The 20,247-nt window shown below is 67.4% G+C and carries 20 protein-coding genes; 9 read left to right on the top strand and 11 right to left on the bottom strand.

All coding sequences use genetic code 11. The annotated features are described in order from the left end of the window. Positions 1-113: 113 nt before the first annotated feature. The 6 genes from lptF to rsmA all read left to right on the top strand — a co-directional run bounded on the left by lptF (position 114) and on the right by rsmA (position 7,638). The gene (lptF, locus tag BMX16_RS10470) at positions 114-1,244 is read left to right on the top strand and encodes an LPS export ABC transporter permease LptF (RefSeq protein ID WP_245731477.1); all 1,131 of its coding nucleotides are present in this window, start codon (positions 114-116) and stop codon (positions 1,242-1,244) included. Then, the gene (lptG, locus tag BMX16_RS10465; RefSeq protein ID WP_089902864.1) at positions 1,241-2,335 is read left to right on the top strand and encodes an LPS export ABC transporter permease LptG; all 1,095 of its coding nucleotides are present in this window, start codon (positions 1,241-1,243) and stop codon (positions 2,333-2,335) included. The genes lptF and lptG overlap by 4 nt, the downstream gene beginning before the upstream one ends. Next, positions 2,335-4,452 carry an LPS-assembly protein LptD gene (locus BMX16_RS10460; RefSeq protein WP_089902860.1) on the top strand — a complete coding sequence of 706 codons (2,118 nt, stop codon included), beginning with the start codon at positions 2,335-2,337 and terminating at the stop codon, positions 4,450-4,452. Before lptG ends, BMX16_RS10460 begins: the two co-directional genes overlap by 1 nt. Positions 4,453-4,515: 63 nt before the next feature. Beyond that, positions 4,516-5,706: a peptidylprolyl isomerase gene (locus tag BMX16_RS10455; RefSeq protein WP_089902857.1), complete on the top strand. Its 1,191-nt coding sequence runs from the start codon at positions 4,516-4,518 to the stop codon at positions 5,704-5,706. A 52-nt stretch (positions 5,707-5,758) separates the two neighbouring features. Then, positions 5,759-6,796: a 4-hydroxythreonine-4-phosphate dehydrogenase PdxA gene (gene pdxA / locus BMX16_RS10450; protein ID WP_089902853.1), complete on the top strand. Its 1,038-nt coding sequence runs from the start codon at positions 5,759-5,761 to the stop codon at positions 6,794-6,796. Next, on the top strand, positions 6,793-7,638 hold the full coding sequence (gene rsmA / locus BMX16_RS10445; RefSeq protein WP_089902850.1) for a 16S rRNA (adenine(1518)-N(6)/adenine(1519)-N(6))-dimethyltransferase RsmA: 846 nt from the start codon (positions 6,793-6,795) through the stop codon (positions 7,636-7,638). The genes pdxA and rsmA overlap by 4 nt, the downstream gene beginning before the upstream one ends. A 69-nt stretch (positions 7,639-7,707) precedes the next feature. Here the strand turns inward: rsmA and BMX16_RS10440 are convergent, their stop codons facing one another. The 5 genes from BMX16_RS10440 to BMX16_RS10420 all read right to left on the bottom strand — a co-directional run bounded on the left by BMX16_RS10440 (position 7,708) and on the right by BMX16_RS10420 (position 12,344). Next, entirely contained in the window at positions 7,708-8,520 is an 813-nt protein-coding gene (locus BMX16_RS10440; protein ID WP_089902848.1) for a DUF4167 domain-containing protein, read from the bottom strand. Positions 8,521-8,701: 181 nt separating this feature from the next. After that, on the bottom strand, positions 8,702-9,565 hold the full coding sequence (gene prmC / locus BMX16_RS10435; protein ID WP_089902845.1) for a peptide chain release factor N(5)-glutamine methyltransferase: 864 nt from the start codon (positions 9,563-9,565) through the stop codon (positions 8,702-8,704). Next, complete coding sequence (prfA, locus tag BMX16_RS10430; RefSeq protein ID WP_089902842.1) at positions 9,562-10,617, bottom strand: peptide chain release factor 1; 1,056 nt, start codon at positions 10,615-10,617, stop codon at positions 9,562-9,564. The genes prmC and prfA overlap by 4 nt, the downstream gene beginning before the upstream one ends. 53 nt (positions 10,618-10,670) lie before the next feature. After that, the gene (locus BMX16_RS10425) at positions 10,671-11,123 is read right to left on the bottom strand and encodes a DUF1499 domain-containing protein (RefSeq protein WP_089902839.1); all 453 of its coding nucleotides are present in this window, start codon (positions 11,121-11,123) and stop codon (positions 10,671-10,673) included. 63 nt (positions 11,124-11,186) lie between these two features. Continuing rightward, a complete protein-coding gene (locus BMX16_RS10420) occupies positions 11,187-12,344 on the bottom strand; it encodes a M20 aminoacylase family protein (protein WP_089902836.1) in 1,158 nt (385 codons plus the stop codon). Positions 12,345-12,415: 71 nt separating this feature from the next. Between BMX16_RS10420 and mazG the strand changes: the two genes are divergently transcribed. Next, the gene (gene mazG / locus BMX16_RS10415) at positions 12,416-13,252 is read left to right on the top strand and encodes a nucleoside triphosphate pyrophosphohydrolase (RefSeq protein WP_089902833.1); all 837 of its coding nucleotides are present in this window, start codon (positions 12,416-12,418) and stop codon (positions 13,250-13,252) included. A gap of 66 nt (positions 13,253-13,318) precedes the next feature. Beyond that, positions 13,319-14,323, top strand: a complete 1,005-nt coding sequence (locus BMX16_RS10410) for a Fe(3+) ABC transporter substrate-binding protein (RefSeq protein WP_089902830.1) — start codon at positions 13,319-13,321, stop codon at positions 14,321-14,323. A 75-nt stretch (positions 14,324-14,398) separates the two neighbouring features. Here BMX16_RS10410 and BMX16_RS10405 read toward each other — a convergent pair whose 3' ends face one another. The 3 genes from BMX16_RS10405 to BMX16_RS10395 all read right to left on the bottom strand — a co-directional run bounded on the left by BMX16_RS10405 (position 14,399) and on the right by BMX16_RS10395 (position 17,545). Beyond that, the gene (locus tag BMX16_RS10405; protein WP_089902827.1) at positions 14,399-14,791 is read right to left on the bottom strand and encodes a hypothetical protein; all 393 of its coding nucleotides are present in this window, start codon (positions 14,789-14,791) and stop codon (positions 14,399-14,401) included. 78 nt (positions 14,792-14,869) lie between these two features. After that, a complete protein-coding gene (locus BMX16_RS10400; RefSeq protein ID WP_089902823.1) occupies positions 14,870-16,681 on the bottom strand; it encodes an ABC-F family ATP-binding cassette domain-containing protein in 1,812 nt (603 codons plus the stop codon). A 126-nt stretch (positions 16,682-16,807) separates the two neighbouring features. Then, positions 16,808-17,545 (bottom strand): RNA methyltransferase, encoded by a 738-nt coding sequence (locus BMX16_RS10395; RefSeq protein WP_089902821.1) that lies wholly within the window; start codon positions 17,543-17,545, stop codon positions 16,808-16,810. A 124-nt stretch (positions 17,546-17,669) separates the two neighbouring features. Here BMX16_RS10395 and BMX16_RS10390 point away from each other — a divergent pair, with 124 nt between their 5' ends. Then, positions 17,670-18,305: a thiamine phosphate synthase gene (locus BMX16_RS10390; protein ID WP_089902819.1), complete on the top strand. Its 636-nt coding sequence runs from the start codon at positions 17,670-17,672 to the stop codon at positions 18,303-18,305. A gap of 12 nt (positions 18,306-18,317) precedes the next feature. Here the strand turns inward: BMX16_RS10390 and olsA are convergent, their stop codons facing one another. From olsA to BMX16_RS10375, 3 genes are all read right to left on the bottom strand, one after another. Further along, positions 18,318-19,133: a lyso-ornithine lipid O-acyltransferase gene (olsA, locus tag BMX16_RS10385; RefSeq protein WP_089903061.1), complete on the bottom strand. Its 816-nt coding sequence runs from the start codon at positions 19,131-19,133 to the stop codon at positions 18,318-18,320. Beyond that, positions 19,133-19,912, bottom strand: a complete 780-nt coding sequence (locus BMX16_RS10380; RefSeq protein WP_089902816.1) for a GNAT family N-acetyltransferase — start codon at positions 19,910-19,912, stop codon at positions 19,133-19,135. Before BMX16_RS10380 ends, olsA begins: the two co-directional genes overlap by 1 nt. 123 nt (positions 19,913-20,035) lie before the next feature. Next, positions 20,036-20,221, bottom strand: a complete 186-nt coding sequence (locus tag BMX16_RS10375) for a DUF3553 domain-containing protein (protein WP_089902813.1) — start codon at positions 20,219-20,221, stop codon at positions 20,036-20,038. Positions 20,222-20,247 lie beyond the last annotated feature (26 nt).

Raw genomic sequence — 20,247 nt, 5'->3', positions numbered from 1 at the left:
CTGTGATCTGGTTGCCCCTTGCCTAGCGGGGCGGCGCCGCATTGACCAGTTTGCAGTTTCCGAACATGCCCGCTTCGGCTAACTTGCCGCAACATCACCGAAGGTTGCCCGCGTTGCCCCGTTTCGACCGTTACATGCTGGGCCAGCTGATGGTCGTGTTCGGGTTCTTCAGCCTCGTTCTCGTGCTGATCTACTGGATCAATGCCGCCGTGCGGCTGTTCGATCAGCTGATCGCCGACGGTCAGGGCGCGGCCACCATCGTCGAGCTGATCCTGCTGTCGCTGCCCGGGGTCATCCGTCTGGCGCTGCCGATCTCGGCCTTTGCGGCCAGCGTCTATGTCACGAATCGCATGACGCAGGACAGCGAGCTTGTGGTGATGCAGGCGACAGGCTTTGGCCCGTGGCGGATGGCGCGTCCGGTGCTGTACTTCGGTCTGGTCGTGGCGGTGCTGATGTCGGCACTGACGCATCTGCTGGTGCCGCTGTCGACCACCGCGCTGAACGTGCGGCAGGCCGAGATCGCGCAGAACATCACCGCCCGCATCCTGACGGCGGGGCAGTTCATCGAACCGACCGACGGCATCACCCTTTATATCCGGGCGATCACGCCGGAGGGCGAGATGCAGGACGTGTTCCTGTCGGACCTGCGCGACCCCGGGACAGAGGTGACCTATACCGCGCGCCGTGCCTATCTGGTGCGCGACGGTGGCGACACGCAACTGGTGATGCTCGATGGCATGGCGCAAAGCCTGCGGGTCGCCGACACGCGCCTGTTCGTGACGGAGTTCGCGGATTTTTCGTACAACATCGGGGGATTGTTGCAGATCACGCCGCGCACCGACCGCACATCGCGCGAGGTGATGACAATCGACCTGCTGCGCCCCACCGCAGCGCTGGAGGCCGAGACGGGCCGCACGGCGGCAGAGCTGGTGGCCGAGGGGCACGACCGCATCGGTCAGGCGTTGCTGGGCACTGTGGCGGCGCTGCTGGGATTTGCCGCGCTGATCACCGGCAGCTTCAGCCGCTTTGGCCTGTGGCCGCGTATCGTGGGGGCGGTCGTGCTGATCATCGCCGTCAAGGCGCTGGAGACAGTCGGCATGAACGCCGCCCGCACCACGCCGCAGATGTGGTTCGCGGCCTATCTGGCGGTGGCAGCGGGATTTGCCGTGGTGACCGTGCTGCTGATGGTTGCAGGCCGCCCGTATCTGTTCCATCGCAAGCCTGCTGCGGGGGTCGTCGCATGATCCTCGATCGGTATTTTGCGCGCCGCTTTGCGCTGTCCTTCACCAGCGTTTTCGTCATCTTCCTCGTGATGCTGACGTTTCTGGGTCTGGCCGAGAATCTGCGCCGCTACGGCGACGATGCGGCGGGGTTCGGTGCCATCCTGAAGCTGTCGGTGCTGGATGCGCCGCGCGGCATCTATGAAATCCTGCCCCTCATCACCATCATCGCCAGCGTCACGATGTTCCTGTCGCTGGCCCGGTCGTCGGAACTGGTGGTCGTGCGCGCGGCGGGGCGGTCCGGGCTGCGGCTGCTGCTGGCGCCTGCGCTGACATCGGTGCTGATCGGGGTTCTGGCCGTGGCGGTGCTGAACCCCGTCGTCGCCGCGACCAGCCGCGCCTTCGATGCCGAAGTGGCCGACCTGCAGGGTCCTCGGTCGGTGCTGGGGCTGGTGTCCTCTGGCCTGTGGCTGCGGCAGGGCGACGCGGCGGGCCAGACGGTGATCCGCGCGGCCCGCACCAACCTGTCCGGCACCACGCTGACCGACGCCACGTTTCTGACCTATGACCCGGACGGCGCACCGCTGGCGCGGATCAAGGCGGACACCGCCGTGCTGTCCGACGGCGCATGGCAGCTGGACGGGGTCAAGACCTGGCCCCTGGACATCGACGGCACGCCGGAGGCCATGGCGACGCAGGCGGCCACCGCCACGATCCCCTCGGCCCTGACGCCGGACCAGATCCGCAACACGTTCGGCGTCCCCAGTTCGATCGGCATCTGGGATCTGCCCGCCTTCATCGCCCGATTGCAGGCGGCGGGATTTTCCGCGCAGCGCCATATCGTCTGGTTTCAGATGGAGCTGTCGTCGCCGCTGTTCCTGACCGCGATGCTGCTGATCGGGGCCGCCTTCACCATGCGGGTGCAGCGCGGGGGGCGTGTCGGTCTGAACGTGATGGCGGCGATCATGCTGGCGTTCACGATCTACTTCATCCGCAATTTCGCCCAGATCATGGGCGAGAACGGGGCCGTGCCTGCGGCCCTCGCCGCATGGGCCCCGCCGCTGGCCGCCGCAGGACTGGCCCTTGGCATCCTGTTACAACGCGAGGATGGCTGATGCGCGCCCTGAACCTGATCCTGCTGTTGTGCGCCGCGATCCTGATGTCGCCCGCGACGGGCCACGCCCAGCAGGCCGCGACGCTGGTGGCCGACGAGGTCTTCGTGACCGGCGGCACGACCCTGACCGCCAGCGGCAATATCGAGGTGCTCTATGACGGCAGCCGCCTGCAGGCGGCCCGCGTCATCTATGACGAACCCACCGACCGTTTGCGGATCGAGGGACCGATCCTGCTGACTGGCCCCGACGGAGAGATCCTGACGGCGGTGCAGGCCGACCTCGATCCGCAACTGGAAAACGGCGTCCTGCTGGGCGCGCGGCTGGTCCTGAACCAGCAGCTGCAACTGGCCGCCAACCAGATCGACCGGGTGGATGGCCGCTACAGCCAGCTTTACAAGACCGCCGTCACCTCTTGTCAGGTCTGCAGCGGTACGGCGCCCCTGTGGGAAATCCGCGCCGAAAAGGTGATATACGACGAAGTGGCGCAGCAGATCTACTTCGAGAATGCACGCTTCCGGGTCAAAGGCGTGCCGATCCTCGCCTTTCCTTCGCTGCGGCTGCCTGCCCCCGACAATGCCCGCGCCACGGGTGTGCTGATCCCCAGCATCCAGACCGGCGACCGATTGGGATTCGGGCTGCAGGTGCCCTATTACGTCACACTCGGCGACAGTCGCGACGTGCTGCTGACGCCGTTTTTGGCCGGCAACACCCGCACGCTGGAAGGACGCTACCGTCAGGCGTTCCGCAACGGCGACGTGACCGTCGACGGGGCGGTATCGAGCGACGATCTGGATCGCCGGGACGGGTTGCGCGGCTATCTCTTTGCCGAAGGCAGCTTTGCCATGGCGGATGGCCTGCAGCTGGCGTTCGACATCCAGCAGGCTTCGGACCGCGCCTATCTGTCGGACTACAACATCAGTGACACCGACCGGCTGGCCAGTGTCGTGGCGCTGACGCGGGTGACGGACGATGCCGCCGCCTCGGCCAGCCTGTCCTATTACCAGACCCTGCGCGAGAACGAGGTGACGGCCAGCCTGCCCCCCGTCGTGGGGGCGGCCGGTCTGGTGCGACGCCTGTATCCCGCAGCCGGTGGGACGGTGACCGTCACCGCCAGCGCCGACACGCTGGTGCGCTATGGCGCCGACGAGGTGCCTACGGGGCGCGACGTGACCCGCACCGGGGCCAGCGCCGCATGGGCGCAGGACGGCGTCACGGGCGGCGGCGTGGTCTGGACGGTGACCAGCGCGCTGACCGCGGATGTCTACCAGCTGACGGACACGACGCGGTTCCACGCCACGCTGTCGCGTGTTGTCCCCTACGGTCAGGTCCTGCTGCGCTATCCTCTGGTGCGCCAGAACGGACGGACCCGGCACGTGCTGGAACCCGTCGCGGCCCTGACGTGGTCGCAGCCCTACGGCGACACCCCCCCGAACGAGGACAGCACCCGCACCGAACTCGACGCGGGCAACCTGCTGGCGCTGGCGCAGGCCCCCGGTCAGGACGTGGCCGAGGATGGGATGCGGCTCGGCCTTGGCGTGACGTGGACGCGGGCCGGGTCGGAGGGCGTGAAATCGAGCCTCGGCTTTGGCCGCATCCTGCGCAGCGAGGCCGACCCCGCCTTCACCCCGACATCGGGGCAGAGCAAGGCGGCGTCGGACTGGCTGGTCGCAGGTCAGATCCGCCTGCCGCGCGGGCTGACCTTCGACGGACGTGCGCTGCTGCAGGACGATGCGGACACGACGCTGGCGACCGCGCGCGTGTTCTGGAACCGGCCCGACGTGCAATTGGCCGGCGGCTATATCTGGCAGGCCGCCGATCCGGCGACGGGGCGCACCGACACGGTGTCGGAATACAGCTTCGACGGGGCGGTGCAGGTGACGCAGGCGTGGAACGTCGGTTTCGACACCCGCTACGACATCGCCCGCGATGCGCCCGCGCGCGCCGGGATCGAGGTCGGCTGGCAGAACGAATGCGTGCGCGTCTCGCTTTCGGCCTCGCGCCGCTATGTGGTTTCGACTACGGTGCAGCCAACGACCGACTATGGGCTATCGGTGGCATTGCGGGGCTTTTCCGCCCGTGGCGTGCGGAAGATCACGCCCCGCGACTGCCAAAGCTGAACCGACCGCCGCACCCCGTTCCTGCGGCCTCCCGTGCCGAACCGACGATAGGACCATCGCCCCATGCGCCCGACCCATCTGCTGAAAGCCCTGTTGACCGCCGCCCTGCTGCCCCTGTCGATGGGTGCGGCGCAGGCCCAGTTCTCGCCGGTCATCACCGTGAACGACAGTGCGATCACGGGCTACGAGCTGGACCAGCGGGCGCGGCTGCTGACCCTGTTCAACACGCCCGGCGATGTCCAGACGATCGCGCGCGAGCAACTGATCGAGGAACGCCTGAAGCAGGAAGAGCTCGACCGGCGCGGCGTCAGCCTGGCGCCGGAAGGTCTGGCGATCGAGATCGACGCTTTCGCCACCCGCGCAAACCTGACCGGCGAGCAGTTCGTGCAACTGCTGGCCCAGAACGGCGTGGCGCAAGGCACGCTCGAGGCGTTCATCGAGATCGGCGTGACGTGGCGCGACTACATCCGCCAGCGCTATGCCGGTCAGGCGCAGGTGACCGACGCGGATCTGGCGCAGGCCGGCGGTCAGCCCGTGCCCGGTGCCGACGCGCTGGAACTGCTGCTGACCGAGATCATCATCGCCGCACCGCCGCCGCAGGCGGCGGAGGCGAATGCCATCGCCGCCCAGATCGCACAGGTCACGTCGCAGGCGGCGTTCGAGGCGGCAGCCCGGCAATATTCGGCGCTGCCCAGCCGCGATGTCGGTGGCCGTCTGGAATGGCTGCCGCTAAGCAACTTTCCCGCCGGATTGCAGGGTCTGCTGGCCGGTCTTGCGGTGAACGAGGTGACGGCACCGATCCCGATCCCCAACGGCGTCGCCTTGTTCCAGCTGCGCGGCATCCGTGAGGTGCCACAGGCGCAGGCCGCGCCCACTGCGATCGACTATGCCACCTATGCGGTCGGCGGCGACCGGGCCGCAGCGCAGGGTGTGGCGAACCGCATCGACACCTGCGACGACCTTTACGGCGTGGCACGCGGACAACCTGCGGCCGTGCTGGCCCGCGAAACCGTGGCCCCCGACCAGATCCCGCAGGACATCGCGCTGGAACTGGCCAAGCTGGACGCGAATGAGACCTCTGTCGGGATCAGCCGTGGCAACACCACGCTGCTGGTGATGATGTGTGCGCGCACCTATGGCGACGCCGCCGCCGACCCGGAGGCGCTGCGGACGCAGTTGCAGGCGCAGCGGTTGTCGGGCTTTGCTGATGCACTGCTGGCGGACCTGCGCGCACAGGCGACGATCCGCCCGTGAGTGGCCGCCCGTGAGTAATCGCCCGTGAGTAACCGCCCGTGAGGTACCGCCCGTGACCCGGCCGCCCGGCCGCGACGCGCCCATCGTCATCAGCTGCGGCGAACCGTCCGGCATCGGGCCGGAGGTCGCCGTCGCCGCATGGCGCGCGCTGGGTGCGGACATGGCGCTGCTGTGGATCGGCGATCCCGCGCATTTGCCAGCCGGCACACCGGTGCGCGTGATCGGCGATGTCAAGGACGCACACGGACCCTGCCCCGACGCATTGCCGGTGCTGGCCCGCGATTTCGGCGGCGCAACCGTGCCGGGTCGTCCCGACACCCGCCATGCCCAAGGCGTCATCGACGCCATCGCCGACGGTGTGGCGCTGGTGACCTCGGGGCATGCGCGCGCGATCTGCACTGCCCCGATCCACAAGGCGGCACTACAGAATGGCGCGGGCTTTGCCCATCCGGGGCATACGGAATATCTGGCCACCCTCGCGGGGGGCGTGCCCGTGGTGATGATGCTGGCCTGCGACGCCCTGCGCGTCGTGCCCGCGACGATCCACATTCCCCTGTCCGCCGTGCCGTCGGCACTGACGGCGCAGGGGCTGCGCGACACGCTGCGGATCACCCATGCGGCGTTGATCCGCGATTTCGGGATCGCAGGCCCGCGCATCGCGGTGGCGGGTCTGAACCCCCATGCGGGCGAGGACGGCAAGATGGGGTCCGAGGAGCGCGATCTGATCGCCCCCGTGCTGGCCGCGCTGCGGGCGGAGGGGATGGACCTGACCGGCCCGCTGCCCGCCGACACGATGTTTCATGCGAGCGCGCGGGCGCGCTATGACGTCGCCGTGTGCATGTACCACGATCAGGCCCTGATCCCGATCAAGACCATCGACTTCGCCGGTGGCGTGAACGTGACGCTGGGCCTGCCTTTCGTGAGGACGTCGCCGGATCACGGTACCGCATTCGATATCGCCGGACGCGGCGTGGCGGATGCGACGTCGATGATCGCGGCGCTGCGGATGGCGGCGCGGATGGCGGACGCCCGTGACGCAAGAAGCATCGGAGCCTCCGACGCGCGTATTTCAGACAAGATGATACGATGAGCCGCATCGATTCCCTGCCCCCCCTGCGCGCGGTGATCGCGACGCATGGGATTGCCGCCCAGAAATCGCTGGGACAGAACTTCCTGCTGGACCTGAATCTGACCGCCAAGATCGCGCGGATGGCAGGCGATCTGGTGGGGTCCGACATCCTCGAGATCGGTCCCGGACCGGGTGGACTGACCCGCGGCCTGCTGGCCGAAGGCGCGCGGCGTGTCCTGGCGGTGGAGAAGGATCCCCGCTGCATCCCCGCACTGGAGGAGATCGCCGCCGCCTATCCGGGACGGCTGGATGTCGTGCTGGGCGATGCGCTGGATGTTGACGTCGCGGGGCGGCTGACGGCACCGATCCGCATCGCGGCCAACCTGCCCTACAACATCGGGACGGAGTTGCTGGTGCGCTGGCTGTCGCCGCCGACCTGGCCGCCGTTCTGGGACAGCCTGACCCTGATGTTCCAGCGCGAGGTGGCGCAGCGCATAGTGGCGAAGCCCGGCGACAATGCCTATGGCCGCCTCGCCTTGTTGGTGCATTGGCGCACCGATGCCCGGATCGTCATGGATCTGCCGCCGGAGGCGTTCACACCGCCGCCCAAGGTCAGCTCCGCTGTCGTACACCTGACTGCGCTGCCCGCGCCACGCTATCCGGCGGATGCGGCGATGCTGAACCGGGTGGTGGCGACGGCGTTCAACCAGCGGCGCAAGATGCTGCGGTCGGCGCTGAAGCCACTGGGCCCGGGGATCGAGGATCACCTGACAGCGGTCGGTATCCCACCCACCGCGCGGGCGGAGGAAATCGGGCTGGAACAGTTCTGCGCCCTGACCCGCAGCCTGACGCCGCAGATCTGACATTGCAGACATGAAAAGGCCCCCGGCGATCATCGCCGAGGGCCATTTCATGCGTCGCATCGGGCAGGCTCAGTCGTCGGTGCCGGTGGCCGCACCGGGTGCATCCGATGCCTCGCGCGGCTTGCGCGGGGCGCGGGGCTTGCGGGGTTTCGGGGCTGGCGCATCGGTGCGGGCCTCTGGCGTGTCGACCAGACCGCTGTCGCCCTGAATCGCGGGCTGGCCATCGGTCTGCCCCGTGCGCTGGCGCGGCTGGCGCGTCCGTCGTGCCGGAGACTGCCCCTCGCCATCGCGGCTGTCGGCCACCGGTGCATCGCCGCCACGTGCTGCGTCGGGAACACGTGGCTGATCACTCTGCCGGGGTTGATCCACGAATCGCGGTTGCTGGTCTGCACGCGGCTGCTGGTCCTGACGCGGCTGCTGGTCCTGACGCGGCTGCTGCTCTGCGCGCGGCTGCTGGTCGTCGCGCGCACCACCGGCCTGTTCCTGCGCGCGCAGGCGCTCGTTGCGCTCCCGGTCACGCTCGGCCTGACGCTGACGGTTCAGCTCTTCCTGCTCGGTGCGTTCGCGGTCGCGTTCGGCCTGACGGGCGCGGTTTTGCTCTTCCTGCTCATCGCGTTGGCGATCCACCTCGCGCTGCGCCTCGGCGAGCATCCGCAGGTAGTGTTCGGCGTGCTGGGCGAAATTTTCGGCGTTCACGCGGTCGTTGGACAGCTGCGCGTCACGGTGCAGCTGGTTGTACTTCTCGATGATCTGCTGCGGCGTGCCGCGCACCTTGCCATCGGGACCAGAGCTGTCGAAGACCCGGTTGATGATGTTGCCGCCAGTGGGACGGCTGGTGTTGCGGTTCTTGTTCCCGCGCGACCGTGACTTCGATGATCTCATGAATGAACTTGCCTCAAGCCGTTGGCTTCGTTGGGCATGGTGCCTTGATGCGGTGCAAAGGGCACGACGGGCGACCAAGCTGTGTCTGGCGACAACCGGGGGGAATGCGTGATCACTCGCCGCGCCGATGGGATCGAAATGGCATGTGAAAAGCGGTCTGGCAAGCGAAATTCGGGGGGTTTCAGCGCTTTTGCGGGGTGCTGCGCGGCTTTTGTCCTGTCACGACGCGATCGCGTCCGTCGAGGTCCTGCAGCACGGTGACCACCGTCAGGCCTGCCGCCGTGAACAGGTCCGCCACGGCCTTCCCCTGCGCAGGCCCGATCTCGACCAACAGCCAGCCGCCCTGCACGAGATGCGCGGGAGCGCTGCGCGCGATCCGGCGGTAGGCACCGAGGCCGTCGGCGCCGTCGGTCAGGGCAAGGCGCGGCTCGTACAGGCCCACGTCGGGCGCCAGCGTCGCGAAATCGTCGAGGCTGATGTAGGGTGGGTTCGAGACGATCAGATCGAAGGCGGCGGTGCCCGCGGGCAGCGCGTCCAGCCAGTCACCCGCATGGAACTGCACCCGGTCGCCCAGCCGCAGGTCAGCTGCGTTGCGCATCGCCACCGACAGCGCCGCGCGCGACAGATCGGTGCCGATGCCGAACGTGGTCGCCCCGCGTTCAGCCAGCAATGTCAACAGGATGCAGCCCGATCCTGTCCCAAGATCGAGCATCCGCTGCCATGGACGGGCAAGGGCGGCCTCGATCAGCGTCTCCGTCTCGGGTCGCGGGTCGAGGACATCGGGGGTCACGGTGAAGACGCGGCCATAGAACTGGCGGCTGCCGGTCAGGTGCGACACTGGCACGCGGCGGGACCGCTGGGCGATCAACCCGTCATAGAGCTGCGCCAGACCAGGGCCGACCGCGTCCTGGGCCACCAGCGTAATCCGGGCAGGTTCCACCCCCAGCACGTGCGCGGCAAGTCTGCGCGCATCGCGCGCGGCATCGGGCACGCCCGCCGCCGTCAGGGTCTGCGCCCCCTGCCGCAGCAGGTCGGCCCAGATCACGTGCCCATCTCGGCCAGCAGACGCGCCTGCGCATCCGCCTGCAGCGCGTCGATGATCGTGTCGAGGTCACCCTGCAGGATCTGGTTCAGCGCATAGAGCGTCAGGTTGATCCGGTGGTCGGTCAGGCGGCCTTGGGGAAAGTTGTAGGTGCGGATGCGCTCGGACCGGTCGCCGGTGCCGATCTGCGCCTTGCGGTCGGCAGAGCGTGCGCCGTCGATGCGCTGGCGTTCCAGATCGAACAGCCGCGTCCTCAGCACGTTCATGGCAATCTCGCGGTTGCGGTGCTGCGATTTCTCGGCGCTGACGACGATGATACCGGTGGGCAGGTGGGTGATCCGCACCGCCGAATCGGTGGTATTCACGTGCTGTCCGCCCGCACCGCTGGCGCGCATCGTGTCGATGCGGATGTCGCTGGCGGCGATCTGCACGTCGACCTCCTCCGCCTCCGGCAGGACAGCGACCGTCGCGGCAGAGGTATGGATGCGCCCGCCGCTTTCGGTTTCGGGCACGCGCTGGACCCGGTGCACGCCGGATTCGTATTTCAGCCGTGCGAACACGCCGTCGCCCGCGATGCGGACGGTGACCTCCTTGATCCCGCCCAGTTCCGTGTCCGACTGATCGAGCACCTCGAAGGTCCAGCGGCGGCCTTCGGCATAGCGCTGATACATCCGCAGCAGATCGGCGGCGAAGAGAGACGCCTCATCCCCACCGGTGCCGGGGCGGATTTCCAGCAGCGCGGGGCGGGCATCGGCGGCGTCGCGCGGCAGCAGGGCCAGTTGCACGGCGGTTTCCGATGCAGCGAGCCGTGCGCGCAGGTCGGGCAGCTCTTCTTCCGCCATGCGGCGCATCTCGGGGTCGGACAGCAGGTCTTCGGTGTCGGTGATCTGCTGCGACAGGTCGATGTAGGCCTGCAGCGTGGCCACCACCGGCGTCAGGTCGCTGTATTCGCGGGCGAGGGCCGCGATGTCGCCGCCTGCCACGTCGCCCGCCATCTTCGCCTCCAGAAACTGGAAGCGGTCGATGATCTGGGCCATGCGGTCTGCGGGTATCATGGATGTCAGGTGTCAGTCGGCGCGCGGCCCGTCAAGGGGGCCACCCGCGTCGGTCAGCCCAGAGGCACGACCAGCGGCCCGAGACGGGCCAGCCATTCCTCGACCCGCGCACGGTTCACGCCCAGGTCGCTTTGGCCGAAACGGGACTGTGCGAGAATGACCAGCAGCGGCCCGTCGGGGCCGTCCATGACGGTGACTGTGGTATAATCGGGATACCCCATCAGCGCCGACCGCGTCTGATAGGTCACGAGGCCTTCACCGATGCTGCCCGCGACCGCGTATGTCCGCTGGGTGGACGTGGCCACCGTATCGACGGCACGCAGCACGTCGGCGGCAGGTGCCGTGATCTGGCGGGCCGCCTGAAAGCTGTGCGAACCGCCCACGTCGCCCGCGACCGTGGCCACCGGGGCCACGTGAAACGTCGAGATGTCGCTGGGCGACAGCCGGACATAGACGGCACCGACAAGGGCGACGACACCCGCGCCGATCAGGATCTTCTTCAGCATGACATGCTCCTTCGTGAGTGTGACATATGGCGCGGATGCGGCGTCACGCAAGGCGGCACCCCGTCAGCTCCGCAGCGGCAACGCCCTCTCGATCAGCCGCACAAAGAAGGACGCCCCGTATGGTGCTGTTTCATCGTTGAAATCATACTTCGGGTGATGCAGGCCAGCAGAGTCGCCGTTGCCGATGAAGAGGTAGGCACCGGGCCGCGCCTCCAGCATGTAGGAGAAATCCTCGGCCCCCATCTCTCGCAGGGCGGATGCGTCGCAGGACGAGATTTCGGCCGCCACGGCGGCGGCGAAGGCGGTGCAGTCGGGATCGTTGATCGTCGCCGGATCGCCGTTGCCATACTCCAGTCGCGCGGTGACGCCGAAACTGGCCGCCTGACCATCCGTGATCTGGCCCAGACGGTCGATCACCATCTGCCGCACGGCGGGATCAAAGGTGCGGACGGTGCCGTTGATCATCGCCGTGTCGGGGATCACGTTGAAGACCGACCCCGCGTGGATCTGCGTCACCGAGATCACCAGATCGTCCAGCGCGTAGTGGTTGCGGCTGACGATGGTCTGGATCGCCTGCACCATGCTGACGGCGGCGCTGATCGGGTCGATGGTCGCGTGCGGGGTCGCCCCATGACCGCCGCGGCCGTCGATGTGGATCGTGAACTCGTCCACCGCCGCCATGATCGGCCCCGGCGTGGTATAGAACTGGCCCACGGGCGTCCCGGGCGCATTGTGCAGGGCATAGACCTGCGCGATGTCGAAGGTGTCGAAGATGCCCTCGCGGCGCATCCGTTCCGCACCGGCGCCACCTTCTTCCGCCGGTTGAAAGATCAGGGCGACACGACCCGCGAAGTTGCGGGTGTCGGCCAGATGGCGCGCGGCCCCCAGCAGCATGGTGGTATGGCCATCGTGACCGCAGGCATGCATCGCACCGGGCGTGGCGCTGGCATAGGGCAGACCCGTCGTCTCGGCCATCGGCAGTGCATCCATGTCGGCACGCAAGCCAATGGTGCGACCTGGTTTTTCGCCATTGATGATCGCAACGATCCCGTTCTCGGCAATGCCCTGGTGCACTTCGTCCACGCCGAAAGCGCGCAATTGTTCGGCCACGAAGGCCGCTGTGCGGCGGGTGTCGTAGCCGACCTCCGGCATGGTGTGAAGGTGCTGGCGCCAGGCGGTCATCTGTGGCGCCAGATTAACGATGGCATTGGTTACTGGCATGGGGTCACGGGCATGGCTGGCACTCCGACTGGGGCAGGCCTAATGTGTGCCAGACCGACCGGAGCGCCGCAATGACCGACACCCCCCGTAGCCACGATCGCCTGATCTTCGACCCTCACGGCGGGATGCCGCGCCTGCTGGCGATCATGTCGGCGCTGCGCGATCAGCAGACGGGCTGTCCGTGGGACATCGCGCAGGATTTCGCGACCATAGCACCGTATACGATCGAGGAAGCCTATGAAGTCGCCGACGCCATTGCGCGGGGCAATCACGACGACCTGCGGGGCGAATTGGGCGACCTGCTGCTTCAGTCGGTCTACCACACGCAGATGGCGACGGAGGCGGGACTGTTCACCTTCGACGACGTGGTGCGCGACATCGCCAACAAGATGGTCGCCCGCCACCCACATGTCTTCGGCGACCAGAACCGCGACAAGACCCCGGATCAGCAGACCGCCGACTGGGAGGCGATCAAGGCGCAGGAACGTGCCGCCCGTGCGGAAGGCCGCACGCTCGACGGCGTGGCGATCGGCCTGCCCGCCCTGATGCGCGCGGTCAAACTGCAGAAACGCGCGGCGCGCGTGGGTTTCGACTGGCCCGACGTGGCCCTCGTCGTGGACAAGATCGCAGAAGAAGCAGCAGAGCTGGTCGAGGCCCGCGACACGATGTCTCTCGCCGAAGTGGCCGAGGAATACGGCGACCTGCTGTTCGTCATGGCGAACCTCGGCCGGCATCTGGGCGTGGACCCGGAAGAGGCGCTGCGCGCTGCCAACGCCAAGTTCTCGCGCCGTTTCAACGCGGTGGAAGACGCCCTTGCCGCAATGGGGCGCCGCCCCGCCGACAGCGATCTGGCAGAAATGGATGCCCTGTGGGACGCCGCCAAGGCGCACGAGCGGATGACCGACTGAAATATTCAGGTATTGACCAAACAGAAATAGTCGGGTTTACGGTCACCATATCACTGGAGGACCAACATGACCCTGCGTACCCTGCTTCTTGCCACCGCCGCCGGCACTGTCGCCATGCCCGCCCTTGCGGACGTGAACATCTACACCACCCGCCAACCCGAACTGATCCAGCCGGTGATGGATGCCTTCACCGCCGAGACCGGGATCGCCGTGAACCTCGACTTCGTGAACGATGCGCTGATCGAGCGTCTGACCGCCGAAGGCGACCGCAGCCCGGCCGATCTCGTGATGACGGTCGACATCGCCAACATGCAGCGCGTCGTGGACAGCGGCACCGTGCAGCCCGTCGACAGCGCCGTGCTGAAGGAGGCGATCCCCGCCAACCTGCGCAGCACCGACGACACGTGGTTCGGCCTGACCACCCGTGCGCGCATCGTCTATGCCAGCACCGACCGCGTCGCCGACGGCGAGATCACGACCTACGAAGACCTCGCCGATCCCAAGTGGCAGGGCCGCATCTGCACCCGCTCTGGCCTCAACGACTACAACCTCGCGCTGCTGTCCGCCTATATCGCCCACCATGGCGAGGAAGAAGCCCGCGTCTGGGCCGAGGCGCTGAAGGCCAACCTCGCGAAAAAGCCCGATGGCAACGACCGCGCGCAGGTCAAGTCGATCTGGGCCGGCGAATGCGACATCAGCCTCGGCAACACCTACTACATGGGTCAGATGCTGGCCGACCCCGAGCAGGTCGAATGGGCGAATGCCGTCACCATCCGCTTTCCGACGTTTCAAGACGGCGGCACCCACATGAACATCTCTGGCATCGCCATGACAAAGAGTGCGCCGAACCGCGACGAGGCACTGCAATTGATGGAATTCCTCGTCTCGCCAGCCGCACAGACCGTCTATGCCGAGGTGAACAACGAATATCCCGTGCTCGCCGAGGCCACGCCGTCAGAGTTGGTCGCAGGCTGGGGCACCTTTACACCCGATGACATCGACCTGACCGAGGTCGCAAGCCACCGTGCCGCCGCTCTGCGCATCATGGAAGAAGTGAACTTCGACGGCTGAGCCAAGGCAGTGCAATAAAAAACCCGGCCCTGCAGTGCGGGGCCGGGTTCACTGTCGCGGTCAGGCAGACCGGCGTCAGTCGTTCATGACGGGCAGACCGCCGACGTCGGTGCCATCGGCCAGCACAAGGGCGCTGCCATCGAACGTCACCGCGGTCAGCGGCACAAGACGCTCGTCGTCATCGCCGGACACGGCATCGTCATCGAAATCCACCAGAATCGCATCGGGCGTCATCACGTCGGGGCCATAGACGCCTTCGACATCGCCGATCTTGTCGCCAGCAGTATTGCGCAGGTCGAGGTCGTCGATCAGGTCGGCATTGATGCCGAAGCTGCCGACAGCCGTCGCATCGACGATTTCGACCACGACCATCGGATCGGTTGGCGTTGGTTCGGCCACGACCGCCTCGGTCTGGGCAAGGGCGGTGGTGGCCATCAGGCTGGCCGTCAGGGCAAGTGCGATACGCATGTTCAATCTCCGTTTCTGCTTCGCCATGCTAACGCAAGCTTGCGGCAGACGTTCCATGCAAAATCGCAGCAAGCCGACTTATTGCGCCGCTTTCTCTTCCAGCATCAGCCATTCGGCCTCTGCATCCTGCAGTTTGGCGTGCCGGTCGGTCAGGGCATCCGTCGCCTTCTCGAACTTCACCGGGTTCTGCGTAAATAGGTCCGGGTCCATCATCAGCGTCTCCAGCTTGGCGATCTCGGCCTCCAGCCGCGCGATCACGCCGGGCAGCTCGTCCAGGCGGTGCTTTTCGGTGAACGACAGGCCGGTCTTGCGCGCGACCGCCTGCGGCTGCTTGCCCTTGGTCGACAGTTGCTTGCCCACCGAACTTGCGGCCTTGGCACGTGTGCCGCGCTGCGACTGATAGTCGGACCAGCCGCCGGCATAGACCGTCGCCTGCCCATCGCCTTCCATCGCCACGGTCGTGGTCGCCGTCCGGTCGAGGAAGTCGCGGTCGTGGCTGACCAAGAGCACGGTGCCGTCGTAATCGCCCAGCAGATCCTGCAACAGATCCAGCGTCTCGATGTCCAGATCGTTGGTCGGCTCGTCGAGGATCAGCAGGTTGCTGGGCTTCGCCATCAGGCGCGCCAGCAGCAGACGCGCCTTTTCGCCGCCCGACAGGGCGCGGACGGGGGCGCGGGCCTGCGCCTCGTCGAACAGAAATTCCTTGAGATAGCCGATCACGTGCTTGGGCACGCCGCGCACCATGATCTGGTCGGCCTTGCCGCTGACGCCCATCTCGGGATCGTTCACGAGGTTGTCCCACAGCGTCATGTCCGGGTCGAGCTGCGCGCGGGTCTGGTCGAACAGCGCAATCTCCAAGTTGGTGCCCAGTTTCACCTCGCCCTGATCCGGGGCCACCTGCCCCAGCAGCATCTTGATCAGCGTGGTCTTGCCGACGCCATTGGGGCCGACAAAGGCGATCCGGTCGCCGCGCTGCACCGTCAGGTCAAGGCCCTGCACGATGGGCTTGTCGCCGAACGCCTTGAACAGGCCGAACGCCTCGACCACCTTCTTGCCAGAGGTCGCACCCCCTTCGAACGCCATCGCCGCGGCACCCTGCCGCTGGATCTGCCCCGCACGCTCCGCGCGCAGGTCGGCCAGTGCACGCACCCGCCCCTGATTGCGCTTGCGCCGGGCCGAGATGCCTTCGACGGCCCAACGGGCCTCGGCCTTGATCTTGCGGTTCAGCTTGTGGCGCTGCTGGTCTTCCTCTTCCCACAAACGATCCCGCCACGCCTCGAAGCCGTCGAAGCCTTCTTCGGCACGCCGGACCTCGCCCCGGTCGATCCACAGGGTCGCGCGCGTCAGGTTGCGCAGGAACGCCCGGTCGTGGGAAATCAGGACGTAGCCCGCCTTGGTGGACTTCAGCTCCGCCTCCAGCCAGGCGATCGCCTCGATGTCCAGATGGTTCGTGGGCTCGTCCAGCAGCATCAGCTCCGGTGCCTCGGCCATCAGCTTGGCCAGTGCCGCGCGCCGCTTCTCGCCGCCCGATGCAGTGGCGACCAGCCCCGCCGGATTGAACTTCAACCCTTCGGCGACCATGTCCACGCGGTAGGCCTCGTCGGGGTCCATGCCAGAGGCCGCATAGGCGCCCAGCGTCTCGAACCCCTCCATCGTCGGGTCCTGTTCCATGTAGCCGACGCTGACGCCCGGCGCCGCCGTGCGCTGGCCCCGGTCCGCCTCGACCAGACCGGCCATCACCTTCATCAGGGTGGATTTGCCGGACCCGTTGCGGCCGACAAGGGCCACCCGGTCACCCGGCTGGACCACCAGCGAGAGGTTGTCGAAAATGGGATCACCGCCGAAGGTCAGCGAGATCTCGGAGAGTTGGAGAAGGGGTGCGCGTGCCATGACCGCCTGCTACGAAGGCAGACCGCAAAACGCAAGGCCCTGCCTGCGCCTGTCGCCGACAAGGCGCCGCAGCCGGGCTCGCTTTTTACGAAATACTCTCGCCGAAGGCTTGGCCCCCGGGGCCAATCAGTCCCTGTCCCGCCAGCGGACCATCTGCCGCATCATCCCGTGCAGCATCCGTACGTCGTGACTGGTCAGGGGCATCCGGCTCCACAGGTTGCGCAGGTTCAGCTTCATGCTGTCGGCCTTGTGGTCGGGAAAGAAGAACCCCGCCTGCCCCAGCGTCTCCTCGTAATGCTCGGCCAGCTTCTGCACTTCGATCGTCTCGGCCATGTCGGGCTGCACGAAGGCGTCGCGCAACGCCGACCCCTGCTGGCGCTGCCATTCATAGGCGGTCAGCAGCACGCATTGACCCAGGTTCAGCGACGCGAACTGCGGGTTCACCGGGACCGAAATGATGGCGTTCGCCTGTGCGATGTCGTCGTTCTCCAACCCTGCCCGTTCCGGACCGAACATCACGGCCACCCGCTGACCCGCGGCGATGCGCGCGGCGGCGTCCTGCATCGCCTCCTCGGGCGTCAGCACGGGTTTCGTGAGCTCGCGCGGGCGCGCCGTAGTGGCATAGGTATAATGGCAGTCCGCCAGTGCCGCCGCCGTCGTGTCGCAGATCATCGCATCGTCCAGAAGACGCCCCGCGCCCGAGGCCATGGCGACCGCCCGGCTGTTGGGCCAGCCGTCGCGTGGTGCCGTGATCCGCATCCGGTCGAGGCCGAAGTTCCACATGGCCCGCGCCGCCGCCCCGATGTTCTCGCCCATCTGGGGCCGGATCAGGACGAAAGCGGGCTGGGTCGGCGGTCTGGTCATGGCATCGGTCCCTCTGGGCTGGGCGCGTGATACGGGCCGCGCTGCGTCCTGACAAGCGGACCATGCGTAGCCAAGCCGCACGATCCACGCTAGAACGCCGCAACCCTTACGCCGGATTGATCCCATGACCGCCGACACGACACCCGACGCCGACCTGCCGCAGATCTATCTCATCACCCCGACCGAGGTCGACCTTAACAGCTATCCGGACCGCCTTGCGGCCTGTCTGGACGCCGAACAGGTCGCCTGCGTGCGCCTGTCGCTGGCCACGCGGGACGAGGACCGGATCGGCCGTACCGCCGACGCGATCCGCGCGGTGACGTCAGAGCGTGACGTGGCGCTGGTGATCGAACGGCACGTGGCGCTGGTGGCGCGGCACGGTCTGGACGGCGTACACCTGCTGGACGGCGCGCGGTCCGTGCGCGCCGTGCGCAAGGATCTGGGCGAGGATGCGATCATCGGCACCTTCTGCGGGCAGTCCCGCCATGACGGCATGACGGCGGGAGAGTTGAACGCAGACTACGTCAGCTTCGGCCCGGTGGGTGAAACCGCGCTCGACGACGGCAGCCGTGCGACGCTCGATCTCTTCGACTGGTGGAGCCAGATGATCGAAGTTCCCGTGGTCGCCGAAGGCGCCCTCGACGTTGAGCTCATCCGCGTCGTCAGCCCGCACGTGGATTTCTTCGCCTTGGGCGACGAGATCTGGCGCAACGACGATCCCGCCGCCGCCCTGCGCCTGCTGATGGCGGCGATGTCCTGATAAATCATCAGCTTACAGGGCGGACTTGACGTCCTGCATCAAGTGGTGGGCCAGATCCTTGCGGTCGTCGCCCGGTGTCGTGGGTCGCGGCGCATGGTATGTGACGGTCACGGTCCCCTGCCTGCGATGCGCCAGCGTCGCCAGCAGATGCGGCCCCAGATCCATGTCGCCCCACCAGCCATAGATTCGTGGATCGGCCCCGGCGGGCGCGCGATAGGTCAGCGTCACTGCCTGCACCGGCAGGCCCGCGGCGATCAGGGGTGCCAGCAGCGTCGGCTTGAACGGCAGCACCCGCAGACCGTCGGTCGAGGTGCCTTCGGGAAAGAACATCAGCACCTGACCCTGCGCCAGCCTTGAGCGCAGCCGGGCCACGTCGGCGGCAGCGGCCCGCCTGTCGCGGGTGACGAACACGGTGCCCGTCGCCCGCGCCAGCCAGCCGATGCCCGGCCACCGCGCGACTTCGGCCTTGGACACGAAGACGACGCGTCCGCCCGCGTTCAGCACGAGGATGTCGAGCCAGCTCACGTGGTTCGCCACCCAGGCGCCGCCAGACTGCAGCGGCGTGCCGCGGCGGTCCTGCTTCAACCCCAGCAATCGCAGGGCCACGCGACACACGCCGACCGTCAGACCGGCGGTCCAGGGGCGGCCATCCCCATGACGCAGCCGTTCGAGCGGCCGCAGCAGCAGCGCTGCGATCAGCCCGCCAAAGATCACCGCCACCATCGGCACCGCCCGGCGCAGCACGCGGACCCTTGCGCGCAGACTCAGACGCGGGGGGGGCGGCGGTGGCGCGCCCGACCACGTCACCGGCGGCACAGATACCGGCATCACGACGATCCGCGTGGCGGCCACAGACGGGCCCGCTGATCCGCCGTCATCATGGCCGCATCCAGCATCATGCACACGTCGGTGGTGTTGAAGCCCGGATCGACGCAGGCTCCGTCGCCCACGACGCTGCCAAGGCGCAGATATGCCTTGATCAGCGGTGGAATCGCCCGCAGCGCGGCCTTGCGATCGGCAGGTGCTGCAACGGGCATCGGGATCGCATGGGGGCCAATCGCATGGGGCCGCAGACCGGGCGGCGCCAGATGGTCGCTGTGCAACAGCGCCAGCGGAGCGGTCAGACGCGCCGTATCGGTACCATGGAACGACGCGACACCGAACAGCAGCGTGTCGGGCTGTGCCGCTACGTGCTGCGCCACGCCCGCGAACAGGTGCATCATCGCAGGCCCGCCGCGATAGGCCGGCAGCAGGCACGACCGCCCCAGTTCCAGCAGCGGCCGCCCGCTGGCGAGAAGCGGCGTCAGATCGAACTCGTGTGCAGAAGAAAACCGTCCTGCCGCAATCGCTTGCGACCTGTTCATCATGCGATACACGCCAACGACCGTACCGTCGTCGCGTGCCAGGTCCTCCAGCAGCAGATGGTCGGCGTGCGGATCGAACGCGTCCGCCTCCTGCCCGGGCAGATGCGCATGGCAGGCACCGCCCGCGCCGAGTTCGCGCACGAAGACCTCGTATCGCAGGGCCTGTGCCGCAGCGACATCGCCCGGGCCGTCCGCAAGTCGGGTTCGCAACCGCACTTGGCCTGCGTGCTGCAGCGGAGTCATGGCACGGACCCGTCATTGCCCGTGCATGCGGATGCCGGCATTAAGGATTTGGCAACCAATTGCAGGCACGCTGTGCTGGCGCCGGTTGACTCGTTTGCACGTGTTGCTAGCGTCACTTGGCGATCACGCATCTAGGACCGGAACCAGCATGACCCGCGACCCGTCGATCACGACCTTGCCCTGTTCGCGAAAATTGACGGTCACGCGACCGTCGATGTTCGATTGCACCTGGCCCGTGCCCCAGTCGGGCGCGTCGGGGTGCCGCACCAGCATCCCGGGCTCCAGCATGGCATTGAAATCGTCGGTCATGGCGGCGGTCCTTTGCGCGAACGGGG

The sequence above is a fragment of the Loktanella fryxellensis genome, from assembly GCF_900110065.1.
Classification (GTDB): domain Bacteria; phylum Pseudomonadota; class Alphaproteobacteria; order Rhodobacterales; family Rhodobacteraceae; genus Loktanella; species Loktanella fryxellensis.
This window is presented reverse-complemented; position numbering and strand designations above follow the sequence as displayed.